At 66.7% G+C, this 17,301-nt stretch carries 18 protein-coding genes; 12 read left to right on the plus strand and 6 right to left on the minus strand.

What is annotated here, in order from left to right; translation table 11 throughout:
• The first annotated feature begins 7 nt into the window (after window positions 1-7).
• The 8 genes from cysT (at window position 8) to ACM1PE_RS04535 (ending at window position 8,003) form a co-directional block, all read left to right on the plus strand.
• Complete coding sequence (gene cysT, locus ACM1PE_RS04500; RefSeq protein WP_059379319.1) at window positions 8-898, plus strand: sulfate ABC transporter permease subunit CysT; 891 nt, start codon at window positions 8-10, stop codon at window positions 896-898.
• Window positions 895-1,794 carry a sulfate ABC transporter permease subunit CysW gene (gene cysW / locus ACM1PE_RS04505; RefSeq protein ID WP_419342610.1) on the plus strand — a complete coding sequence of 300 codons (900 nt, stop codon included), beginning with the start codon at window positions 895-897 and terminating at the stop codon, window positions 1,792-1,794. The genes cysT and cysW overlap by 4 nt, the downstream gene beginning before the upstream one ends.
• Before the next feature lie 25 nt (window positions 1,795-1,819).
• On the plus strand, window positions 1,820-2,884 hold the full coding sequence (locus ACM1PE_RS04510) for a sulfate/molybdate ABC transporter ATP-binding protein (RefSeq protein WP_419342611.1): 1,065 nt from the start codon (window positions 1,820-1,822) through the stop codon (window positions 2,882-2,884).
• Entirely contained in the window at window positions 2,881-3,624 is a 744-nt protein-coding gene (locus ACM1PE_RS04515; RefSeq protein WP_118933401.1) for a phosphoadenylyl-sulfate reductase, read from the plus strand. The genes ACM1PE_RS04510 and ACM1PE_RS04515 overlap by 4 nt, the downstream gene beginning before the upstream one ends.
• A 41-nt stretch (window positions 3,625-3,665) precedes the next feature.
• Complete coding sequence (cysD, locus tag ACM1PE_RS04520) at window positions 3,666-4,574, plus strand: sulfate adenylyltransferase subunit CysD (protein ID WP_059379315.1); 909 nt, start codon at window positions 3,666-3,668, stop codon at window positions 4,572-4,574.
• Between the two features lie 41 nt (window positions 4,575-4,615).
• Window positions 4,616-5,914: a sulfate adenylyltransferase subunit 1 gene (locus ACM1PE_RS04525; protein ID WP_306633585.1), complete on the plus strand. Its 1,299-nt coding sequence runs from the start codon at window positions 4,616-4,618 to the stop codon at window positions 5,912-5,914.
• A 213-nt stretch (window positions 5,915-6,127) separates the two neighbouring features.
• Window positions 6,128-7,468, plus strand: coding sequence for a PA0069 family radical SAM protein (locus tag ACM1PE_RS04530; RefSeq protein ID WP_419342612.1), 1,341 nt, complete (start codon window positions 6,128-6,130; stop codon window positions 7,466-7,468).
• A gap of 73 nt (window positions 7,469-7,541) precedes the next feature.
• Window positions 7,542-8,003 carry a hypothetical protein gene (locus ACM1PE_RS04535; protein ID WP_419342613.1) on the plus strand — a complete coding sequence of 154 codons (462 nt, stop codon included), beginning with the start codon at window positions 7,542-7,544 and terminating at the stop codon, window positions 8,001-8,003.
• A gap of 92 nt (window positions 8,004-8,095) precedes the next feature.
• On the opposite strand, the gene ACM1PE_RS04540 is transcribed toward ACM1PE_RS04535, so the two are convergent.
• Window positions 8,096-8,968, minus strand: a complete 873-nt coding sequence (locus ACM1PE_RS04540) for a DMT family transporter (RefSeq protein ID WP_059379311.1) — start codon at window positions 8,966-8,968, stop codon at window positions 8,096-8,098.
• Between the two features lie 294 nt (window positions 8,969-9,262).
• Between ACM1PE_RS04540 and rplS the strand changes: the two genes are divergently transcribed.
• Together rplS and ACM1PE_RS04550 are read left to right on the plus strand one after the other, a co-directional pair.
• A complete protein-coding gene (gene rplS, locus ACM1PE_RS04545) occupies window positions 9,263-9,643 on the plus strand; it encodes a 50S ribosomal protein L19 (RefSeq protein ID WP_006218237.1) in 381 nt (126 codons plus the stop codon).
• Window positions 9,644-9,778: 135 nt separating this feature from the next.
• Complete coding sequence (locus tag ACM1PE_RS04550; protein WP_419342614.1) at window positions 9,779-10,510, plus strand: CoA pyrophosphatase; 732 nt, start codon at window positions 9,779-9,781, stop codon at window positions 10,508-10,510.
• A 140-nt stretch (window positions 10,511-10,650) separates the two neighbouring features.
• On the opposite strand, the gene rsgA is transcribed toward ACM1PE_RS04550, so the two are convergent.
• Together rsgA and ACM1PE_RS04560 are read right to left on the minus strand one after the other, a co-directional pair.
• Window positions 10,651-11,556, minus strand: a complete 906-nt coding sequence (rsgA, locus tag ACM1PE_RS04555; protein ID WP_280016355.1) for a ribosome small subunit-dependent GTPase A — start codon at window positions 11,554-11,556, stop codon at window positions 10,651-10,653.
• Complete coding sequence (locus tag ACM1PE_RS04560; RefSeq protein WP_059379308.1) at window positions 11,553-12,803, minus strand: M48 family metallopeptidase; 1,251 nt, start codon at window positions 12,801-12,803, stop codon at window positions 11,553-11,555. Before ACM1PE_RS04560 ends, rsgA begins: the two co-directional genes overlap by 4 nt.
• A gap of 63 nt (window positions 12,804-12,866) precedes the next feature.
• Here ACM1PE_RS04560 and orn point away from each other — a divergent pair, with 63 nt between their 5' ends.
• Window positions 12,867-13,412, plus strand: a complete 546-nt coding sequence (orn, locus tag ACM1PE_RS04565; RefSeq protein WP_042792554.1) for an oligoribonuclease — start codon at window positions 12,867-12,869, stop codon at window positions 13,410-13,412.
• A gap of 12 nt (window positions 13,413-13,424) precedes the next feature.
• Window positions 13,425-14,399, plus strand: a complete 975-nt coding sequence (locus ACM1PE_RS04570) for a sigma-54 interaction domain-containing protein (protein WP_059379307.1) — start codon at window positions 13,425-13,427, stop codon at window positions 14,397-14,399.
• A 3-nt stretch (window positions 14,400-14,402) separates the two neighbouring features.
• Here ACM1PE_RS04570 and ACM1PE_RS04575 read toward each other — a convergent pair whose 3' ends face one another.
• From ACM1PE_RS04575 to ACM1PE_RS04585, 3 genes are all read right to left on the minus strand, one after another.
• Window positions 14,403-15,353: a tripartite tricarboxylate transporter substrate-binding protein gene (locus ACM1PE_RS04575; protein WP_419342615.1), complete on the minus strand. Its 951-nt coding sequence runs from the start codon at window positions 15,351-15,353 to the stop codon at window positions 14,403-14,405.
• A gap of 71 nt (window positions 15,354-15,424) precedes the next feature.
• The gene (locus ACM1PE_RS04580) at window positions 15,425-15,751 is read right to left on the minus strand and encodes a DUF4387 domain-containing protein (protein WP_013392433.1); all 327 of its coding nucleotides are present in this window, start codon (window positions 15,749-15,751) and stop codon (window positions 15,425-15,427) included.
• Window positions 15,752-15,763: 12 nt separating this feature from the next.
• Entirely contained in the window at window positions 15,764-17,125 is a 1,362-nt protein-coding gene (locus ACM1PE_RS04585) for an acyclic terpene utilization AtuA family protein (protein ID WP_118934208.1), read from the minus strand.
• Window positions 17,126-17,301: the final 176 nt, after the last annotated feature.

Below are 17,301 nucleotides of genomic sequence, written 5' to 3' on the forward strand. Positions count from 1 at the left end.
GACGGCCATGACGACAGCCTCGAACCCGGCGGCAAACGGCGCGCAAGCGCCTTTTGCCTTTCGGCGCAACAGCCCGGGCGTGCTGCCCGGATTCGGCATCTCGATGGGTTACGCGGTGCTGTACCTCAGCGTGCTCGTGCTCATTCCGCTGGCGGCCTTGCCGATCAAGAGCGCGAGCCTGGGCTGGCAAGGCTTCTGGGACGCGGTGACCGCGCCGCGGGTGCTGGCCTCGTACAAGCTGACCTTTGGCGCGTCGCTGATCGCGGCGCTGGTGAACCTGGTGTTCGGCACGGTGGTGGCCTGGGTGCTGGTGCGCTACCGCTTTCCGGGCAAGAAGATCCTGGATGCGCTGGTGGATCTGCCGTTCGCGCTGCCCACGGCGGTGGCGGGCATCGCGCTGACCTCGCTGTATTCGCAGAAGGGCTGGCTGGGCGGGCCGCTGGCCGACTGGTTCGGCTGGAAGGTGGCGTTCACGCCGCTGGGCATCGTGATCGCGTTGATCTTCATCGGCGTGCCGTTCGTGGTGCGCACGGTGCAGCCGGTGCTGGAAGACGTCGAGCGCGAAATCGAGGAGGCCGCGGCCAGCCTGGGCGCCAACCGCTGGCAGACCATACGCCGGGTGCTGCTGCCCATCATCATGCCGGCCTTGATGACCGGCTTCGCGCTGGCGTTTGCGCGCGCGGTGGGCGAGTACGGTTCGGTGGTGTTCATCGCCGGCAATATGCCCATGGTGTCCGAGATCACGCCGCTGCTGATCATCGCCAAGCTCGAGGAATTCGACTACGCGGGCGCCGCCGCCATCGCCACGGTGATGCTGGTGCTGTCCTTCGCGCTGTTGCTCGTCATCAATCTGCTGCAGGGCTGGCAGGCCCGCCGCAACCTCGGGAGGCTCGCATGAGCGCCGCGGACCGTCCCGCCCATCTGACCGAGCCGCGCTGGGTGCGCGGCGTGCTGCTCTTCATCGCGCTGGGATTCCTGGCGCTGTTCCTGCTGGTGCCGCTGGCGGCGGTATTTGCCGAAGCCTTCAAGAAGGGCTGGCAGTTGTACCTGGACGCCATCGTCGAGCCGGACGCGCTGTCCGCCATCCGCCTGACGCTGCTGGTGGCGGCCATTGCGCTGCCGGTGAACCTGGTGTTTGGCGTCGCCGCGGCCTGGGCGATCACCAAGTTCCAGTTCCGCGGCAAGCAGTTCCTGATCACCTTGATCGATCTGCCGTTCTCGGTGTCGCCGGTGGTGGCCGGCCTGGTATTCGTGCTGCTGTTCGGTACCCAGGGCTGGTTCGGCGGCTGGCTGCAGGCGCACGACATCAAGATCGTCTACGCGGTGCCGGGCATCGTGCTGGCCTCGCTCTTCGTGACCTTTCCGTTCGTGGCGCGCGAGCTGATCCCGCTGATGCAGGCGCAAGGCAGCGAAGAAGAGCAAGCCGCGTTGACCCTGGGCGCCAACGGCTGGCAGATCTTCTGGCGCGTCACGCTGCCGAACATCAAGTGGGGCCTGCTGTACGGCGCCATCCTGTGCAACGCGCGGGCCATGGGCGAGTTCGGCGCGGTGTCGGTGGTGTCCGGGCAGATCCGCGGCCTGACCAACACCATGACCCTGCACGTCGAGATTCTCTACAACGAGTACCAGTACTCCGCGGCGTTCGCCGTGGCGTCGTTGCTGGCCCTGCTGGCGCTGGTGACGCTGGTGGCCAAGAACATCGTCGAGTGGCGCAACGGGCGCTTTCAACAGGCCGCCGACCTGCCGGTCGAGTATCCCGGCCAGCCGGCCGCCATCAAGCCGGCGCTGGCCTGACGCGGCGGCCTGACAGGAGATAAGCATGAGCATCGAAGTCCGCAATCTATCCAAGCGCTTCGGCCAGTTCCGCGCGCTGAACGACGTCTCGCTGCATATCGAGACGGGAGAACTGGTCGCGCTGCTGGGTCCGTCGGGCTGCGGCAAGACCACGCTGCTGCGCATCATCGCGGGGCTGGAGTCGGCCGATTCCGGCAACGTGCTATTCGCGGGCGAAGACGCCACCGCGGTGGACGTGCGCCAGCGCCAGGTTGGTTTCGTGTTCCAGCACTACGCGTTGTTCAAGCACATGACGGTGTTCGAGAACGTGGCCTTCGGCCTGCGCGTCAAGCACCGTTCGCAACGTCCTTCGGAGGACGTGATCCAGCGCAAGGTGCATGACCTGCTGGGACTGGTGCAGCTGGACTGGCTGGCGGACCGCTATCCCGCGCAACTCTCCGGCGGCCAGCGCCAGCGTATCGCCCTGGCGCGCGCGCTGGCCGTGGAGCCGCGGGTGCTGCTGCTGGACGAACCTTTCGGCGCGCTGGACGCCAAGGTGCGCAAGGAATTGCGGCGCTGGCTGCGCCGCCTGCATGACGAGCTGAACGTGGCCAGCGTCTTCGTCACCCATGACCAGGAAGAAGCGCTGGAAGTGTCGGATCGCGTGGTGCTGATGAACTCGGGCCGCATCGAGCAGGTCGGCACGCCGCGCGAGGTCTGGGAAGAGCCGGCCACGCCCTTCGTCTACGGCTTCCTGGGCGACGTCAACCAGTTGCAGGGCTTTGCCACGCGCGGCATCTGGAACGGCGCCGGCCTGTCCTTGCCCGCGCCGGAGCTGGCGCAGGCCGAAGCGCAACGCGCCACCGCCTACGTGCGGCCGCACGAGTTCGAGGTCGAACGCTATCGCGCCGGCGCGGACGGCATCCCCGTGCGCCTGGCGCACGCCTTTCTTGCGGGTCCCAGCGCCTATCTGGAGCTGGCCAGCGAGGATTCCGACGCCATCATCGAAGCCGAGGTGCCCGAGTCGCTGTACCGGGAACTGGGCCTGCGCGATGGCGAAATACTGTTGGCGCGTCCGCGGCGGGCGCGCATTTTCGCGACGCAATCATGAGCACTACCGATCTTTTGCCTGAACTCGAACCGGGCCTGGCCGCGCGCTGGCGCGATCTGGGCGAGCGCCTGGCCGATGTGCAGCGGCGCTATCCGGACGCCGCGCTGGCGTCCTCGCTGGCGGCCGAGGACATGCTGCTGACGCACGCCATCTACGGTGCCGGCCTCGACCTGGAAGTCTTCACGCTGGACACGGGCCGGCTGCACGCCGAAACGCTGGGCGTGCTGGACGCCGTGCGCGAACGCTACGGCCGCGAGGTCACTGTGTACCGGCCGGTGGCGGCCGCGGTCGAGCAGCACGTCGCCGAACATGGCGCCTACGCGTTCTATGAAAGCGTGGAACTGCGCAAGGCCTGTTGCCAGATCCGCAAGGTCGAGCCGCTCAAGCGCGCGCTGGCCGGACGCGGCGCCTGGATCACAGGGCAGCGGCGGGCGCAATCCACCACCCGCGGCGAACTGCCGCTGGAAGAAGAGGACCAGGCTTTCGGCCTCTACAAGTTCAATCCGCTGGCCGAATGGAGCGAAGGCGAGGTCTGGTCCGCCATCCGCGCGCTGGGCATTCCATACAACCCGTTGCACGACCAGGGCTACCCGTCCATCGGCTGCGAACCCTGTACCCGAGCCATCCGCCCGGGCGAAGACCTGCGGGCAGGGCGCTGGTGGTGGGAGTCGTCGGATTCCAAGGAATGCGGCCTGCATGCGGGCAACCGGGTCATCAGCATCGCGGCGCGCGCCGATTGATGCGGCCCACGAATTCGAAATCTGTTTTAGGGGAAGTTCATATGTCTGCAGTGATCCAACGCAGCCACCTGGATTGGCTGGAATCGGAAGCAATATTCATCCTGCGCGAGGTGGCCGCCGAAAGCGAGAAGCCCGTGCTGCTGTTCTCGGGCGGCAAGGACTCCGTGGTGCTGTTGCGCCTGGCCGAGAAGGCCTTCCGGCCGGGGCGTTTTCCGTTCCCGCTGATGCACATCGATACCGGCCACAACTTCGACGAAGTGATCGCCTTCCGCGATGCGCGCGCGGCCGAGCTGGGCGAGACCCTGATCGTGCGCAGCGTCGAGGACTCCATCGCGCGCGGCAGCGTGGTGCTGCGCCGCGAGACCGACTCGCGCAATGCCGCCCAGGCGGTGACGCTGCTGGAGGCGATCGAGGAATTCGGCTTTGACGCCTGCATCGGCGGAGCGCGCCGCGACGAGGAAAAGGCCCGCGCCAAGGAACGCATCTTCTCGTTCCGCGACGAGTTCGGCCAATGGGATCCGAAGGCGCAGCGCCCGGAACTCTGGAACCTGTTCAATACCCGCGTGCATCGCGGCGAGAACATGCGCGTGTTCCCGATCTCGAATTGGACCGAGCTGGACGTCTGGCAGTACATCCAGCGCGAGCAGCTGGCGCTGCCGTCGATCTACTACAGCCACCAGCGCGAGGTCGTGCGCCGCAAGGGCCTGCTGGTGCCGGTCACGCGGCTGACCCCGCCGCAGGATGGCGAACAGGTCGAACGCCTGCAGGTTCGGTTTCGCACGGTGGGCGACATCTCCTGCACCTGCCCGGTGGCGTCGGATGCCGCCGACACCCGGGCCATCATTGCCGAAACCGCGGTGACCGACATTACCGAGCGCGGCGCCACGCGCATGGACGACCAGACTTCCGAGGCCTCGATGGAGCGCCGCAAGAAAGAAGGCTATTTCTGATCGCATGACACGCCGGCATTCGCCGGCGACCAGGAACGCACATGAACGCACTCAACGATTCTTTTCTTTCCGGCGCCGACACGGGCGTGCTGCGCCTGATTACCGCAGGCTCGGTGGACGACGGCAAATCGACGCTGATCGGCCGCCTGCTGTACGACAGCAAAGGCGTGTTCGCCGATCAGCTGGACGCGATCTCGCGCGCCAAGCACAAGCGCGTGGCGGGCGACGGCATCGACTTTTCGCTGCTGACCGACGGCCTGGAGGCCGAGCGCGAGCAGGGCATCACCATCGACGTGGCCTACCGCTATTTCTCGACGCCCGCGCGCAAGTTCATCATCGCCGACGCGCCGGGCCACGAGCAGTACACGCGCAACATGGTCACGGGCGCGTCGACCGCCGACGTGGCCGTCATCCTGATCGACGCCACCCGCGCGGCCGACGGCGTGCTGTTGCCGCAGACCAAGCGCCACAGCACCATCGCGCGCCTCTTGGGCATCCGTCACATCGTGGTGGCGGTCAACAAGATGGACCTGGTGGACTGGGACCGCACGGTGTTCGAGCGCATCCGCGAGGCCTACGCCGACCTGGCGGGCAAGCTGGGCATCGAGCACTTCGACGCGCTGCCGCTGTCGGCGCTCAACGGCGACAACGTCGTCACGCTGTCGCCGCAAACGCCCTGGTACGAAGGACAGCCCTTGCTGGCCTTGCTGGAGTCGCTGGACCTGGCAAGCGATGGCCGCGCCTTGCCGTTGCGCTTTCCGGTGCAATGGGTGGCACGCCATGACGGCAGCCGCAAGGATGACTTCCGCGGCTATGCCGGCCGCGTCGCAAGCGGCGTGCTGCGGCCGGGCGACGAGATCACGGTGCAACCCTCGGGCGTGACGGCAGTCGTGAGCGAAGTGCGCGCCTTCGACCGCGCGCTGGATGAAGCAGTGGCGGGCGACTCGATCACGCTGGTGCTGGACCGCGACGTGGACGTGTCGCGCGGCGATGTGATCGTGCATGCGTCGGCGCCGGCGCAGGTCGCGCGGGAATTCGAAGCCGAGCTGTGCTGGCTCGATGCGCAGGCCTTGAATCCCGCACGCAAGTATCTGCTGAAGTCGGGCACGCGCCTGACCTCGGCGAAGATACGCGCGGTGCTGTCGCATCGCGACATCCACGAACTGCAGGAAGTGGAGAACACCGAGGGCACGCTGCGCATGAACGATATCGGACGCGTCACGCTCACCACGCGCGAGTCGCTGGCGGTCGATCGCTATGCCGATGTGCCCGCGACCGGCGCATTCATTCTGATCGACGAAGCCACGCATCAGACCGCTGCGGCAGGTATGTTGCGCTAATCCGCAAGAGGCCGGAAAACAACGGGCTTCCAGCCCCCCGCCGAACCTGTTGTTTTTGTGCTAGATCCAGTATTGGTGCGGGTTTCCGGGCGATCCCGCCTGGTGAAAACGATTTGTCCGGACGGCGCCGGCGTCTTGCGGTAAAGTGGGGCTGTCTTACGAAAAGGCTTTTGGTGCTTGTCAAAACCACTGTGTTTTTGTACAGTAGTTTTCATGGCACGCACCGATCATTCTTTTCCCGCCGGTTCTGGGTCCCCGGCTGCCGCCCCCGCCGCCTTGCGCGGTCGGGGTGCGGTTACTAATGTTCGGCATCGCTTTCAGCGCGATGACCGCGTGCAGGTCGACGACGGCTGGTCTTCCTCCGGTCTGCCCGCCGACTTCGTAGACTCCGTCCCCGATAATTTCCCCGAAGCTGCCGCCGGCGAGCAAGCCGCCCGCGTCATTCCCATCGTGCCGGATGCGCGCATTGCGCCGCCCGCTCCCAAGACCACGGTCACCGCCGAAGAAGCGCGCAAGATGCTGTCGCGCAACGATTCGCCCGACATCCCCTTCGACGTGGCGGTAAATCCGTACCGCGGCTGCGAGCATGGCTGCGTCTATTGTTATGCCCGGCCCACTCATTCCTACCTGGGCCTGTCGCCCGGGCTGGACTTCGAAACCCGGCTGGTGGCCAAGGCCAATGCGGTAGAGGCCCTGCGCGCCGAACTCGCGCGGCCAGGCTACAAGCCGTCTCCCATCAACATCGGTTCCGCCACCGACGCCTACCAGCCCATCGAACGCGAATGGCGGCTTACCCGCGGCCTGCTGGAACTGATGCTGGAAACCCGCCATCCGCTCACCATCGTCACCAAGAACGCGCTGGTCGCCCGCGACCTGGACCTGCTGGCCGCCCTGGCCGAGCAGAAGCTGGTGGTGGTGTACATGAGCATCACCACGCTGGACGCCGGCATGGCCCGCACGCTGGAACCGCGCGCCGCCGCACCGTGGCGCCGGCTGGAAGCGGTACGCAGCCTGACCGACGCCGGCGTGCCGGTGGGCGTGCTGGTGGCGCCCATCATCCCGTTCATCAACGACGAGTCCATGGAGCACATCCTCCAGGAGTCCAAGGCGGCCGGCGCGCACTATGCCAGCTACACCGTCCTGCGTCTGCCCTGGGAGGTCAAGACCCTGTTCGAGGACTGGCTCAATGCCCATTTCCCGGACCGCGCCCAGCGCGTCCTGCATCGCATCGAAGACCTGCGCAACGGCCGCCGCAACGATCCCAATTTCGGGTCGCGCATGCGCGGGACCGGCGTCTGGGCCGATCTGCTGCGCCAGCGCTTCACCATCGCCACGCGCAAGCTGGGCTTGAACCGTCATCGCCTGGCGCTGGACTGCGACCGTTTCCTGCCTCCCGCCGCGGCGAAGGCTGCCGATTTCCTATCCCCGGCTGGCGCGCAAGCGTCTTCAGGGGTCCCTTTTCCCGCCGTATCGCCCGCAGCCGGCGGCGCGCACGGGCGCGTAGCGCGCCAGTTGCAAGCCATGGCCGCAGGCCAGTTGTCATTGTTCGATTGACCGCCGGCTGCCGCCGCGCATGCCTGCCGGGGGGCTATGCCCTGGCGCTGGACCGTCTTTCCTAGGAGTTCCCATGAACACCGCTGATATTTCCGTCTTGTCGGATGAACTCGTCGTCACCCTGAACCCGCTGCGCCGCGGCACGAACCGCGCCCGCGCCTGGTGCGCCAGGGTCGCCGGCATGGCGCTGCCCTGGAATACATCCGCAGCCGATGTCGAACCGCGCCGCCGCACGCGGCCCGGTTCCGCCCCGGCTCGCTGGCCGTTCCCGCCCGCGCCCGCCGAAGCCGGGGCGCTGGCTGGTCCGGCAGTCGCCGCGCCGATGTCCGCGCCCGCAGCGCCGGTCGCACCGGTCGAGGCCGCGGTTGCCGCCACGCCTGCCGTCGCGCGCGAGCGCAGCCTGGGCAACGCCACGGTGGAACCCGTTACGGCGCAGGTGACCATGAAGGCCATGGTGATCGATGTGGTGATGGTGCTGGCCTGGGGCGCGATCATCCCCGGCCTGATGTGGCTGGGCGCGGCCGCCGGATTCTGAGCGGCCCTATGCCCGGCGGTAGCCGGCAGGCCGGGCGTAAGCGGTAGGTACGCGCCAGCCCCGCCAGCCGCAGTGGCCAGGAGCGGTGCTCGTCAGCTTGAACCGAGCAGAATGACACCCGCCAGGATGGCCATACAACCCGCCAGCCGGCCCGGTCCGACTTTTTCGCGCAGCAGGAACATGCCGGCCAAGGTGCCGAGCATCATCGACATTTCCCGGGCAGGGGCGACCAGGCTCAGCGGCGCGCCGTTGCGCAGCGCATACAGCACCAGGATGTAGCCCAACGGCGACAGCAGGCCCACGGCCAACGCCAGATGCCAGTGCCCGCGCATGGCCTCCCAGGCCTGGGGGCGGCGGCGCAGCATGTGGGGGGCCATCATGGTCGTGCGGGTCACGCAGGTAAACCAGTCGAACAGCACCGGGCTGATCAACAACACTTTCACGCCATAGGCGTCGACGACGGTATAGGCCGCGATGAACAGGCCGATCACCACGCCCCAGCGCACGCCGACCCAGGCCTGGGCCTGCTTGAAAATGGCCAGGCGGCCCTGGGTCGCGATCAGCAGCACGCCGCCCACCACGCAAAGCATGCCGATGATGCCGGTGCTGGTGGCGGGTTCGCCCAGCAGCAAAAAGGCGCCGGTAGTGGACAGCAGCGGGCCGGTACCTCGGGCGATGGGGTAGACGACCGACAGGTCGGCCACCTGATAGCCGCGCTGCAGGCACAGGCTGTAGCCCAGATGCAACAGGCTGGAAGTCAGGATGGCGCCGACCACGGGCCAGGTCCAGGTCATGCCGTCATGCATCAGCACCCAGATGACCCAGGGCGCGTACAGCACGGAAGCGCACAGGCCATAGGCGAAGACAAAGGGAGCGCCCACCATGGCCGCGCGCTTGGCGAGGAGATTCCACGTGGCGTGGGCCATTGCCGCCAGGACGACCAATATCAGGGACGAATACGACATGAGGGAACAGCGTCAGATGACGTGTTTGTTACAGAAGACGGAAGGGTACTCCAAACCGCGAGAACCGGGGCCATGTTACCTGATGCCTGGAGCGATTTTTGGTGTAGAATCATTGGTTTGCCAAATCTCATCCTCTGCTTGCGGCACATGCAACGGGGGCTGGCCTTACCGCCATGGCCCGTGCAACACGCGACGGATGTGGGCTGCGTACTGCGCAGTCCTGCAGAAATCGCGTGAACAACATCGAACGGCAAAAGTTTTAGTCCGCAAAGACATGATGATCTAGGAGTTCTCATGAACCTTATCGCTATCCTGGAACAGGAAGAAATTGCCCGCCTGACCGGCGGTCAAGCCAAGCCTGAATTTGCTCCTGGTGACACCGTCATCGTGAGCGTGAACGTCGTTGAAGGCACCCGCAAGCGCGTGCAGGCTTTCGAAGGCGTCGTGATCGCCAAGCGCAACCGCGGCCTGAACTCCGCGTTCACCGTGCGCAAGATTTCGTCGGGTGAAGCCGTGGAACGTACGTTCCAGCTGTACTCGCCGCAAATCGCCGGCATCGAAGTCAAGCGCCGCGGCGACGTGCGCCGCGCCAAGCTGTACTACCTGCGCAACCGCTCGGGCAAGTCGGCGCGTATCAAGGAAAAGCTGGTCAGCAAGCAAGCCTCGGCGGCTTGATCGCTTATCGGCACACGGCCCTACCAGTGTCGGACGCTCACGCCATCCAGCGTTTTCGTTCGGCACGGGTTTCCGGGTTAAAAAGGCACCTGCGAGGGTGCCTTTTTCTTTTTGCAGAGCCTTTTGCAGAGCCGTATGTCTGATTCCTCGTCTTCTCCGCGGCCCCGGCGGCCGCTGGCGCGTCCCGGCTTCGATCCGGCGACGCAACCCTGGGTGGTCGCCAACGCGTCCTTGCCGGCCGTGCCTGCCAGCCTGTTGACCCCGGATTCGTTGCGGGGCACGCTCAGCCAGCCGTCCACCTGGACGCTGGAGCTGTCGCGCGACACCGACCTGCGCTATCCGGGCCGCGAAGGCGTGCCCGTGCCGGCGGCGGTGCTGATTCCGCTGGTGACGCGCGACAACGGCGTCCACATCATGCTGACGCAGCGCGCCGCCCACCTGCATGACCATGCCGGCCAGATCAGCTTTCCGGGCGGGCGCATCGAAACCAGCGATTCCACGCCCGAGGCCGCGGCCTTGCGTGAAGCGCAGGAAGAAACCGGGTTGCCCACCAACCACGTCGAAGTGCTGGGCAGCATGCCGCCGTATCTGACGGCGACGGGATTCTCCATCGTTCCGGTGGTGTCGCTGGTGCGTCCGGGCTTTGACCTGGCCCCCGATGCCTTCGAGGTGGCGGAAGTGTTCGAGGTGCCGCTGTCCTTCCTGATGGACCCCGCCAATCACAGGCTGTACGAAGCCCGTCTCGACGACGGCCGGGTGCGCCAGTACTACGGCATGCCTTACGGCAAGCATTTCATCTGGGGCGCGACCGCCGGCATGTTGCGCAACCTCTACCATCTGCTGCGCCACGGCTTTACGCCCCGTTGATCTTTGTTGCGCGCCGGCCTTGTCGGGTTTCTGGTTCGCGCCGCCAATGAATACGGCCCCTGTATGGGGCCGTATTCATTGCGGGACCGTTCGGAGGCGTCAGCGTCGGGCACCGGCGCAAGTGCCGAGGGGACTAGACGCTAGTAGCGTTGTTGCCCCGCCAGGTTCTCTTCCAGGATGCGCTGGTACAAGGCATAGCGCGCCGGGTCGATCGCGCCCGCCTGCAGGGCCGCGACCACGCCGCAGCCAGGCTCCTGGCGGTGGGTGCAGTTGTAGAAACGGCACTGTTCGATGGGTTTGGTGAACTCCGGGAAGCCGCGGATGATGTCCTCGCGGCTCAGGTGCTGCAGGCCGAAGGCCTGGAAGCCCGGGGAGTCGATCAGGTCGCCGCCGGGAGCGGGCAGGTGATAAAGCCGCGTGCTGGTGGTGGTGTGCTTGCCCATGTCCAGCGCCGTGGAGTGTTCGCGGGTGGGGGCGGCGGCGTCCGGCACCAGGGCGTTGAGCAGCGTGGACTTGCCCATGCCGCTCTGACCCAGCAGCAGGCTGGTGTGCCCGGCCAGGCGCGGCGCCAGCAGCGTATGCACTTTCTCGGGCTCCAGCGCGCTGAGTTCGATCACGTCCACACCCAGCGCGGCAATCGGCGCCAGCCGCGCGCGCGCCGCCGGCAGTTCGTCGGACAGGTCGGTCTTGTTGAGGATGATGATGGGCGCGATGTCCGCGCTCCAGGCGCCGGCCAGGGCGCGCCCGGTCAGGTCATCCGAAAACGTGGGCTGCACGGCGACGACGATCAGCAACTGGTCGACGTTGGAGGCGAACTGCTTGGAACGCATTTCGTCCGAGCGGTACAGCAGATTGCGCCGCGGCAGGATGGCGTCGATGGCGCCTTCGTCCTTGCCCTGGGGCGTGATGCGCACGCGGTCGCCCACGGCGGCGCCTGCCTTCTTGCCGCGCGGGAAGCACTTGCGCAGCGTGCCGTCGGCGAGCTCCACTGTGTAGTGGCGCCCGTGGGCGGCGATGATGCGGCCTTCGTTGGGCGGCGCGGTCATGCAGCGGCCGCCGTCAGGTGGCGGATGCGCACGGCGGCGGGGGGATGGCTGTCGTAGAAGGCGGAGTGCACGGGGTCGGGAGTCAAGGTGGCGGCGTTGTCGTCGTAAAGTTTGACCAGCGCGGACACCAGGCGTTCCGGCGAGCTCTGTTCGGCCGCGTAGCGGTCCGCTTCGAACTCGTCGCGGCGCGAGTACCAGCTGGCCACGGGCGTGAGCATGAAAGTGAAGACGGGGATGACCAGGAAGAACAGCAGCAGCGCCATGGCGTCGTTGCGCCCGCCCAGCTGCGGCATGACGCCCAGTCCCACGTAGAACCAGGGCTGTTGCGAGATCCAGCCCAGGATGGCGAAGAACGCCAGCGCGGCGGCGAAGCTGAAGACGATGCGCTTGATGATGTGGCGCTTGGCGAAGTGACCGAGTTCATGCGCCAGCACGGCTTCGATCTCGTCGCCGTTCAGGCGCGCCAGCAGGGTGTCGAAGAACACGATGCGGCGCGAGCGGCCGAAGCCCGTGAAATAGGCATTGCCGTGGGCCGAGCGGCGCGAGCCGTCCATCACGAACAGGCCGTTGAGCGCGAAGCCGCAGCGCTGGGCCAGGCGCTGGATGCGGCCGGCCAGTTCCGGATCGGATAGCGGCGTGAATTTATTGAAGAGCGGAGCGATGAACATCGGGTAGACGATCAGAAGCGCCAGGTTGAACGCGGTCCATAGCGCCCAGGCCCACACCCACCAGTAGGCGCCCGCGCTGCCCATCAGCCATAGCACCGCGGCCGCCAGCGGCAGGCCCAGCACCGCCGCGACCAGCAGGCCCTTGACGGCGTCGGCGATGAACAGGCCGGGCGTCATGCGGTTGAAGCCGAAGCGCGCTTCCAGCTTGAACTGCCGCCACAGCGTGAAAGGCAGGCCCAGCAGGCCCAGCAGCAGCGCCACCACGACCAGCAGCAGCATCTGGCGCAGGAAGTCGTTGCTGGTAAGCTGGGCCACCATCAGGTCGATGAGCTGCAGCCCGCCCATCAGCGTCAGGCACACCAGCAGGATGGCGTCGTAGGTGCGTTCCAGCATGCCCAGCTTGACCCGCGCCACCGTGTAATCCGCCGCGCGCTGATGGCTGGCCAAGCCGATACGGTGGGAGAATTCAGACGGCACCTGGTCGCGGTTGCGCGCGACGTGGCGGATCTGGCGCGTAGCCAGCCACAGGCGCACGGCGATATCGGTCAGCAGGAAGGCAACGAACAGCAGTGTGAACATGGGCGATGTGGCGTGCTCAAGTGTAGGTATGTGCGAAAATCGCACGTTTTATAGGCAAATTATATGGCTGTGAACGAAAACCGCCTGGTTTGGCTGGACATGGAAATGACCGGCCTGGACCCTGAGAAAGAACGCATCATCGAAGTCGCCGTGGTGGTGACGGAACCCGACCTGACCGTCGTGGCCGAAGGCCCCGTGCTGGTGGTGCACCAGCCCGACAGCCTGCTCGACGCCATGGACAGCTGGAACAAATCCACCCACGGCAAGAGCGGCCTGATCGACAAGGTCAAGGCGTCGACGATTTCCGAGGCGCAGGCCGAGGATACGCTGCTGGCGTTTCTGGCGCAGCACGTGCCGGCAGGCAAGTCGCCGCTTTGCGGCAACACCATCAGCCAGGACCGCCGCTTCATGTTTGCTTACATGCCGCGCCTGGAGCAGTTCTTCCATTACCGCAACCTGGACGTGAGCACGCTGAAGGAACTGGCGCGCCGCTGGGCGCCGGCCGTCTACAAGGGATTCGAGAAGAAGAGCCGCCACGAAGCGCTGGCTGACATCTACGAATCGATCGACGAGCTCAAGTACTACCGCGAACACTTCCTGAAGGTGTAAGCGGTCTTCGCCATGCCTGCCGTCCCGTCCGCCTGCGAGCCGCTCATCGGGGAGCACCCGTCGATGGCGGCGCTGCGCGATCTGGTCGGCCGGGTCGCGCGCAGCAAGGCCAGCATCGTTCTCATCTACGGCGAAACCGGCACGGGCAAGGGGCTGGTCGCCCGCAACCTGCATGCGCAGTCGGCGCGCGCGGCCAAGGGCTATACCGAGATCAACTGCGCCGCCATCCCGGGCAACCTGCTCGAATCCGAATTGTTTGGCCATGAGCGCGGTGCGTTCACCGGGGCGGTGGCGCGCAAGACCGGGCTGCTCGAAGCCGCCAACGGCGGCAGCGTGTTCCTGGACGAGATCCGCGAGCTGGATCCGGTCATGCAGGCCAAGATCCTGACCTTGCTGGACAGCCGGCGCTTCCGGCGCATCGGCGCGGTCCAGGAGGTTTCGGTCGATGCGCGTTTCATCGCCGCCACCAACAAGATCCTGCTGGGGGAAGTGCAGGCCGGCCGCTTTCGCGACGACCTGTATTACCGCCTGCAGGTGGTGTCGATCAACCTGCCGCCGCTGCGCGAGCGCGGCGATGACGTCATCGTGCTGGCGCAGCGTTTCCTGGAACGCTACAACGCCACCCACGGCAGCCGTTTTACCGTCATCGATCCCGAGGTGCGGCGCATTTTCAAGGCCTACGCCTGGCCGGGCAATGTGCGCGAACTCGGCAATCTGCTGGAACGGATCTGCATCCTGGAAGACGGCGACACGGTGCTGGCGCGGCACCTGCCGCAGCGCATCCTGCGCGAAGCCGGCAAGCCCGCGCCGGCGGCTTCGCCTGCCGCTGCCGGCACCTATGCCGAACTATCCGCGCAGTTCCAGCGCGGCCTGATCCGCGCGGCCTTGCAGGCCCAGGACGGCAACCTGGGGCGCGCCGCCGAGTCCCTGGGACTCACGCGGCACGCCCTGCGCCACCAGATGCTCAAGCTGGGGCTGGACGGTTAAAAGCTATTCCGCGCTGATGTTGTGCTTGCGCGCAATGCCTTGCCACAGGGCCAGTTCCTCGCGCACGCGCGTGCCGAATTCGGCGCTGTCCATGCGCGACGGCACGGTGCCGTCCAGATCCAGCAAGGCCTTCATTTCGGGCGACGCCGAAATCTCGACGAGCGCGGTGTTGAGCTTGTCGATATAAGGCTGCGGCGTGCCCGCTGGCGCGAACACACCCACCCAGATCTGCACCGAATACCCCGGCAGCGCCTGCGCGGCCGGCGGCAGGTCGGGGAACGCCGCGGAGGGCGCTTGCGCCGTGGTGGCCAGCAGCTTGACCTTCTTGCCCTGCACCACGGGGGCCAGCGTGCTGTAGTTGGACAGCATGACGTGGATCAGCCCGCCGGCCAGGTCGGAGGCGGCGTTGGCCGCACCCTTATAGGGGACGTGGGTCATGTCCGTACCCGCGGCGTCGTCCAGCATGACGGTGGCCAGGTGCGCCAGCGAGCCGACGCCGGCGCTGCCGTAGTTCAGGGCGCCCGGCTTGCTGCGCGCCGCTTCCAGCAGCTGCTTCAAGGAGGTGTAGGGCGTCTGCGCCGAGGCGGCGATGACCAGCGGACCCTGTCCTATCATCGCCACCGGCGCGAACTGCTTCAGCGGGTCGTAGGGCAGGTGCGGCTGGGTGGCGGCGGTGGTCAGGAAGGTCGACGAGGTCAGGAGCAGCACCGAGCCGTCCTTGGCCGAGCGGGCCACGTACTCGGAACCGATCGCGCCGGCCGCGCCGCCGCGGTTTTCCACGATCACCGTGTTGCCGAGGCGGGCCGCGAGTTGCGGCGCGATCGCGCGGGCGATCGCGTCATTGCTGGCGCCGGCGGTGAACGGCACTACGATCTTGACCTGCTTGGGCACTTCCGTCTGGGCCGCTGCCGCGCCGGCCAGCAGGGATGCCGCCAGGAACAACGTTGTTTGCATTAGCGCTTTCATGATCGATTCTCTAGGAGAGCGGAGGTTGGAGCGGGCGCCGGACGCGGCGCCCGCGGCGTTCAGTCCGGCATGGGAACTGCGACGTCCAGCAGCGGCGCATACTGCTGCGCGCCGAAGATGTCGCCGTCGCCCGCGGACCCGCTGGGAGCCAGCCGGTAGATCGTGAACTTGATGGCCAGGCCGGGATCGTAATGCACGAAGTCCGATATGCGGCTGTCGTCGATGCGGTACAGGGCGGCCATGCTGGCGCGCGTCAGCGCGCCGGAGCGCTTGACCGCCTCGTAGGTCGCCGGCTCGCGGAAGATGATGTCGAAGGTGATCTTGTTCACGCCCGCGTTCTTGCTGCGGATGGTCTTGGCCAGGGTGCTGAGTTTCTGGGTGCTCATGGTCTTGCCGGCTCAGGCGCCAGCCTCGGTGAGGTGGGTCGGGAAGAGTTCGCCGGCGTCTTCCACCGGCAGCGTGTGGTTCAGGGTCCAACGGTAGGCGGCGCTGGTGCGCACCACTTCGTCCAGCGGAAACGACACCGAGCCGGCCGTGCCTTTCACGTCGGGCAGGCGGGCGTAGAACATCTGGCGCAGGCCCGTGAGCGTCAGCTCCTCGGCCATTTCGGCGGTCGGCGCCACGCCCTGGACCATGACGCACAGCTCATGGCCGGGCTGGTCGCGCAGCGGCTCCAGGTCGCCCATGACGCCGTCGCGCCCGTAGACCTTGTAGTGCAGCTCGTAGCCCGAGTCGCCGAAGCGTTCGCGCACCTTGTCGCGCGCCCAGGCGATGACGCGGTCCACGTTGGCGATGGTGTAGGGATCGCGTATGCCGCAAAGCCCCATGTAGCGTTCGCCGACCTTGCCGGAGCCTTCGAGCTTCACGCGCACCTGGGCGGCGGGCTCGAAGCGCGAGCCGGTGATGCGGGTGGTCTTTTCGCTCAGCTGCTCGTAGCGGCATTCGGCCATGTCCAGCCGGCCGCCGGCGAAGAATTCTTCGTACGGATTGGAGCGCTCGTACATCGCGTGGCCCGCGACTGACGCGATGGTGCAGCGCTGGTCGGGATGCATGGCGGTGACGCGCACGTCCTCGGCCGAGATCTCGCCCATCACGGTTTCCTTGCCGCCGTAGGGCTCGGCGCAGAACGAGGCGCACTCCAGCACCTTGCCCAGGTAATAGGCGCGGTCGGCATCGTAGCCCTGGTGCAGGGCCGGAGCGGCGAACACGGCGGCGTCCGAGCTGCGGCCACCGATGACCACGTCCGCGCCGGCTTCCAGCAGCTTGATGTAGGGATGCACGCCGGCCACGGCCACGATGCGGTCGCTGGCATCCAGCTCGGCCTCGGTCAGGTCGGCGTAGCCGTCCAGGCCCGCCACCTGCTGGCCCGCGCGCAGCGCGCGGCGCACGCGCTCCTTGTCGACTTCGGAATAGAAGTAGCCGATCTTGAACGGCGCCAGCTTGTGCTCGGCGGCGATTTCCTTGATCAGGCGCACATACAGGTCGACGCGGCTGTTGGAGCCGGTGTCGCCGGCCGAGCCGATGACCATGGGCACACCCAGCTTGCGCGCGGCCAGCAGCATCTGTTCCAGGTCGTGGCGCTGCCAGGCTTGCGGGCTGGTGGAAGTATCGGAGCCCAGCGGCACGGGACCCACGTCGTCGCTGCCCGAGTCGGCGGCGATGCAGTCCGGCCCGGCGGCGACGCCGAGCTGGAAGCTCTCGGTGCGCAAGGGGGCGAATCCTAAGTGCCCGTTCGGGCAGATGATGCTCATGGAACGCATGGGTGTAGTCTCTTCAGTTGAGTCGTCCGGTCTCGCTCGTACCGGCAATGACTACAACGCAAGATGCGTGCCAACTGGCAGGAAGCGAAAATCCCGCGAATTCGCGGGGCCAGTGGCGCAATTCCTCCCGATCTGCGGGTAAATTTTCACGCAATGCGTTAATTTCACGCATAAAT

The organism is Achromobacter sp. PD1 (assembly GCF_048541815.1).
GTDB classification, from domain to species: domain Bacteria; phylum Pseudomonadota; class Gammaproteobacteria; order Burkholderiales; family Burkholderiaceae_B; genus Achromobacter; species Achromobacter bronchisepticus_A.

What these genes read in the sequence shown, in the direction of transcription:
- ACM1PE_RS04575 (WP_419342615.1), bottom strand. Translation starts at nt 15,353, where the DNA reads ATGCAAACAACGTTGTTCCTGGCGGCATCCCTGCTGGCCGGCGCGGCA.
- ACM1PE_RS04580 (WP_013392433.1), bottom strand. Translation starts at nt 15,751, where the DNA reads ATGAGCACCCAGAAACTCAGCACCCTGGCCAAGACCATCCGCAGCAAG.
- ACM1PE_RS04535 (WP_419342613.1), top strand. Translation starts at nt 7,542, where the DNA reads ATGAACACCGCTGATATTTCCGTCTTGTCGGATGAACTCGTCGTCACC.
- ACM1PE_RS04550 (WP_419342614.1), top strand. Translation starts at nt 9,779, where the DNA reads ATGTCTGATTCCTCGTCTTCTCCGCGGCCCCGGCGGCCGCTGGCGCGT.
- ACM1PE_RS04525 (WP_306633585.1), top strand. Translation starts at nt 4,616, where the DNA reads ATGAACGCACTCAACGATTCTTTTCTTTCCGGCGCCGACACGGGCGTG.
- ACM1PE_RS04515 (WP_118933401.1), top strand. Translation starts at nt 2,881, where the DNA reads ATGAGCACTACCGATCTTTTGCCTGAACTCGAACCGGGCCTGGCCGCG.
- cysD (WP_059379315.1), top strand. Translation starts at nt 3,666, where the DNA reads ATGTCTGCAGTGATCCAACGCAGCCACCTGGATTGGCTGGAATCGGAA.
- ACM1PE_RS04560 (WP_059379308.1), bottom strand. Translation starts at nt 12,803, where the DNA reads ATGTTCACACTGCTGTTCGTTGCCTTCCTGCTGACCGATATCGCCGTG.
- cysT (WP_059379319.1), top strand. Translation starts at nt 8, where the DNA reads ATGACGACAGCCTCGAACCCGGCGGCAAACGGCGCGCAAGCGCCTTTT.
- cysW (WP_419342610.1), top strand. Translation starts at nt 895, where the DNA reads ATGAGCGCCGCGGACCGTCCCGCCCATCTGACCGAGCCGCGCTGGGTG.
- ACM1PE_RS04530 (WP_419342612.1), top strand. Translation starts at nt 6,128, where the DNA reads ATGGCACGCACCGATCATTCTTTTCCCGCCGGTTCTGGGTCCCCGGCT.
- rsgA (WP_280016355.1), bottom strand. Translation starts at nt 11,556, where the DNA reads ATGACCGCGCCGCCCAACGAAGGCCGCATCATCGCCGCCCACGGGCGC.
- ACM1PE_RS04540 (WP_059379311.1), bottom strand. Translation starts at nt 8,968, where the DNA reads ATGTCGTATTCGTCCCTGATATTGGTCGTCCTGGCGGCAATGGCCCAC.
- orn (WP_042792554.1), top strand. Translation starts at nt 12,867, where the DNA reads ATGGCTGTGAACGAAAACCGCCTGGTTTGGCTGGACATGGAAATGACC.
- rplS (WP_006218237.1), top strand. Translation starts at nt 9,263, where the DNA reads ATGAACCTTATCGCTATCCTGGAACAGGAAGAAATTGCCCGCCTGACC.
- ACM1PE_RS04585 (WP_118934208.1), bottom strand. Translation starts at nt 17,125, where the DNA reads ATGCGTTCCATGAGCATCATCTGCCCGAACGGGCACTTAGGATTCGCC.
- ACM1PE_RS04570 (WP_059379307.1), top strand. Translation starts at nt 13,425, where the DNA reads ATGCCTGCCGTCCCGTCCGCCTGCGAGCCGCTCATCGGGGAGCACCCG.
- ACM1PE_RS04510 (WP_419342611.1), top strand. Translation starts at nt 1,820, where the DNA reads ATGAGCATCGAAGTCCGCAATCTATCCAAGCGCTTCGGCCAGTTCCGC.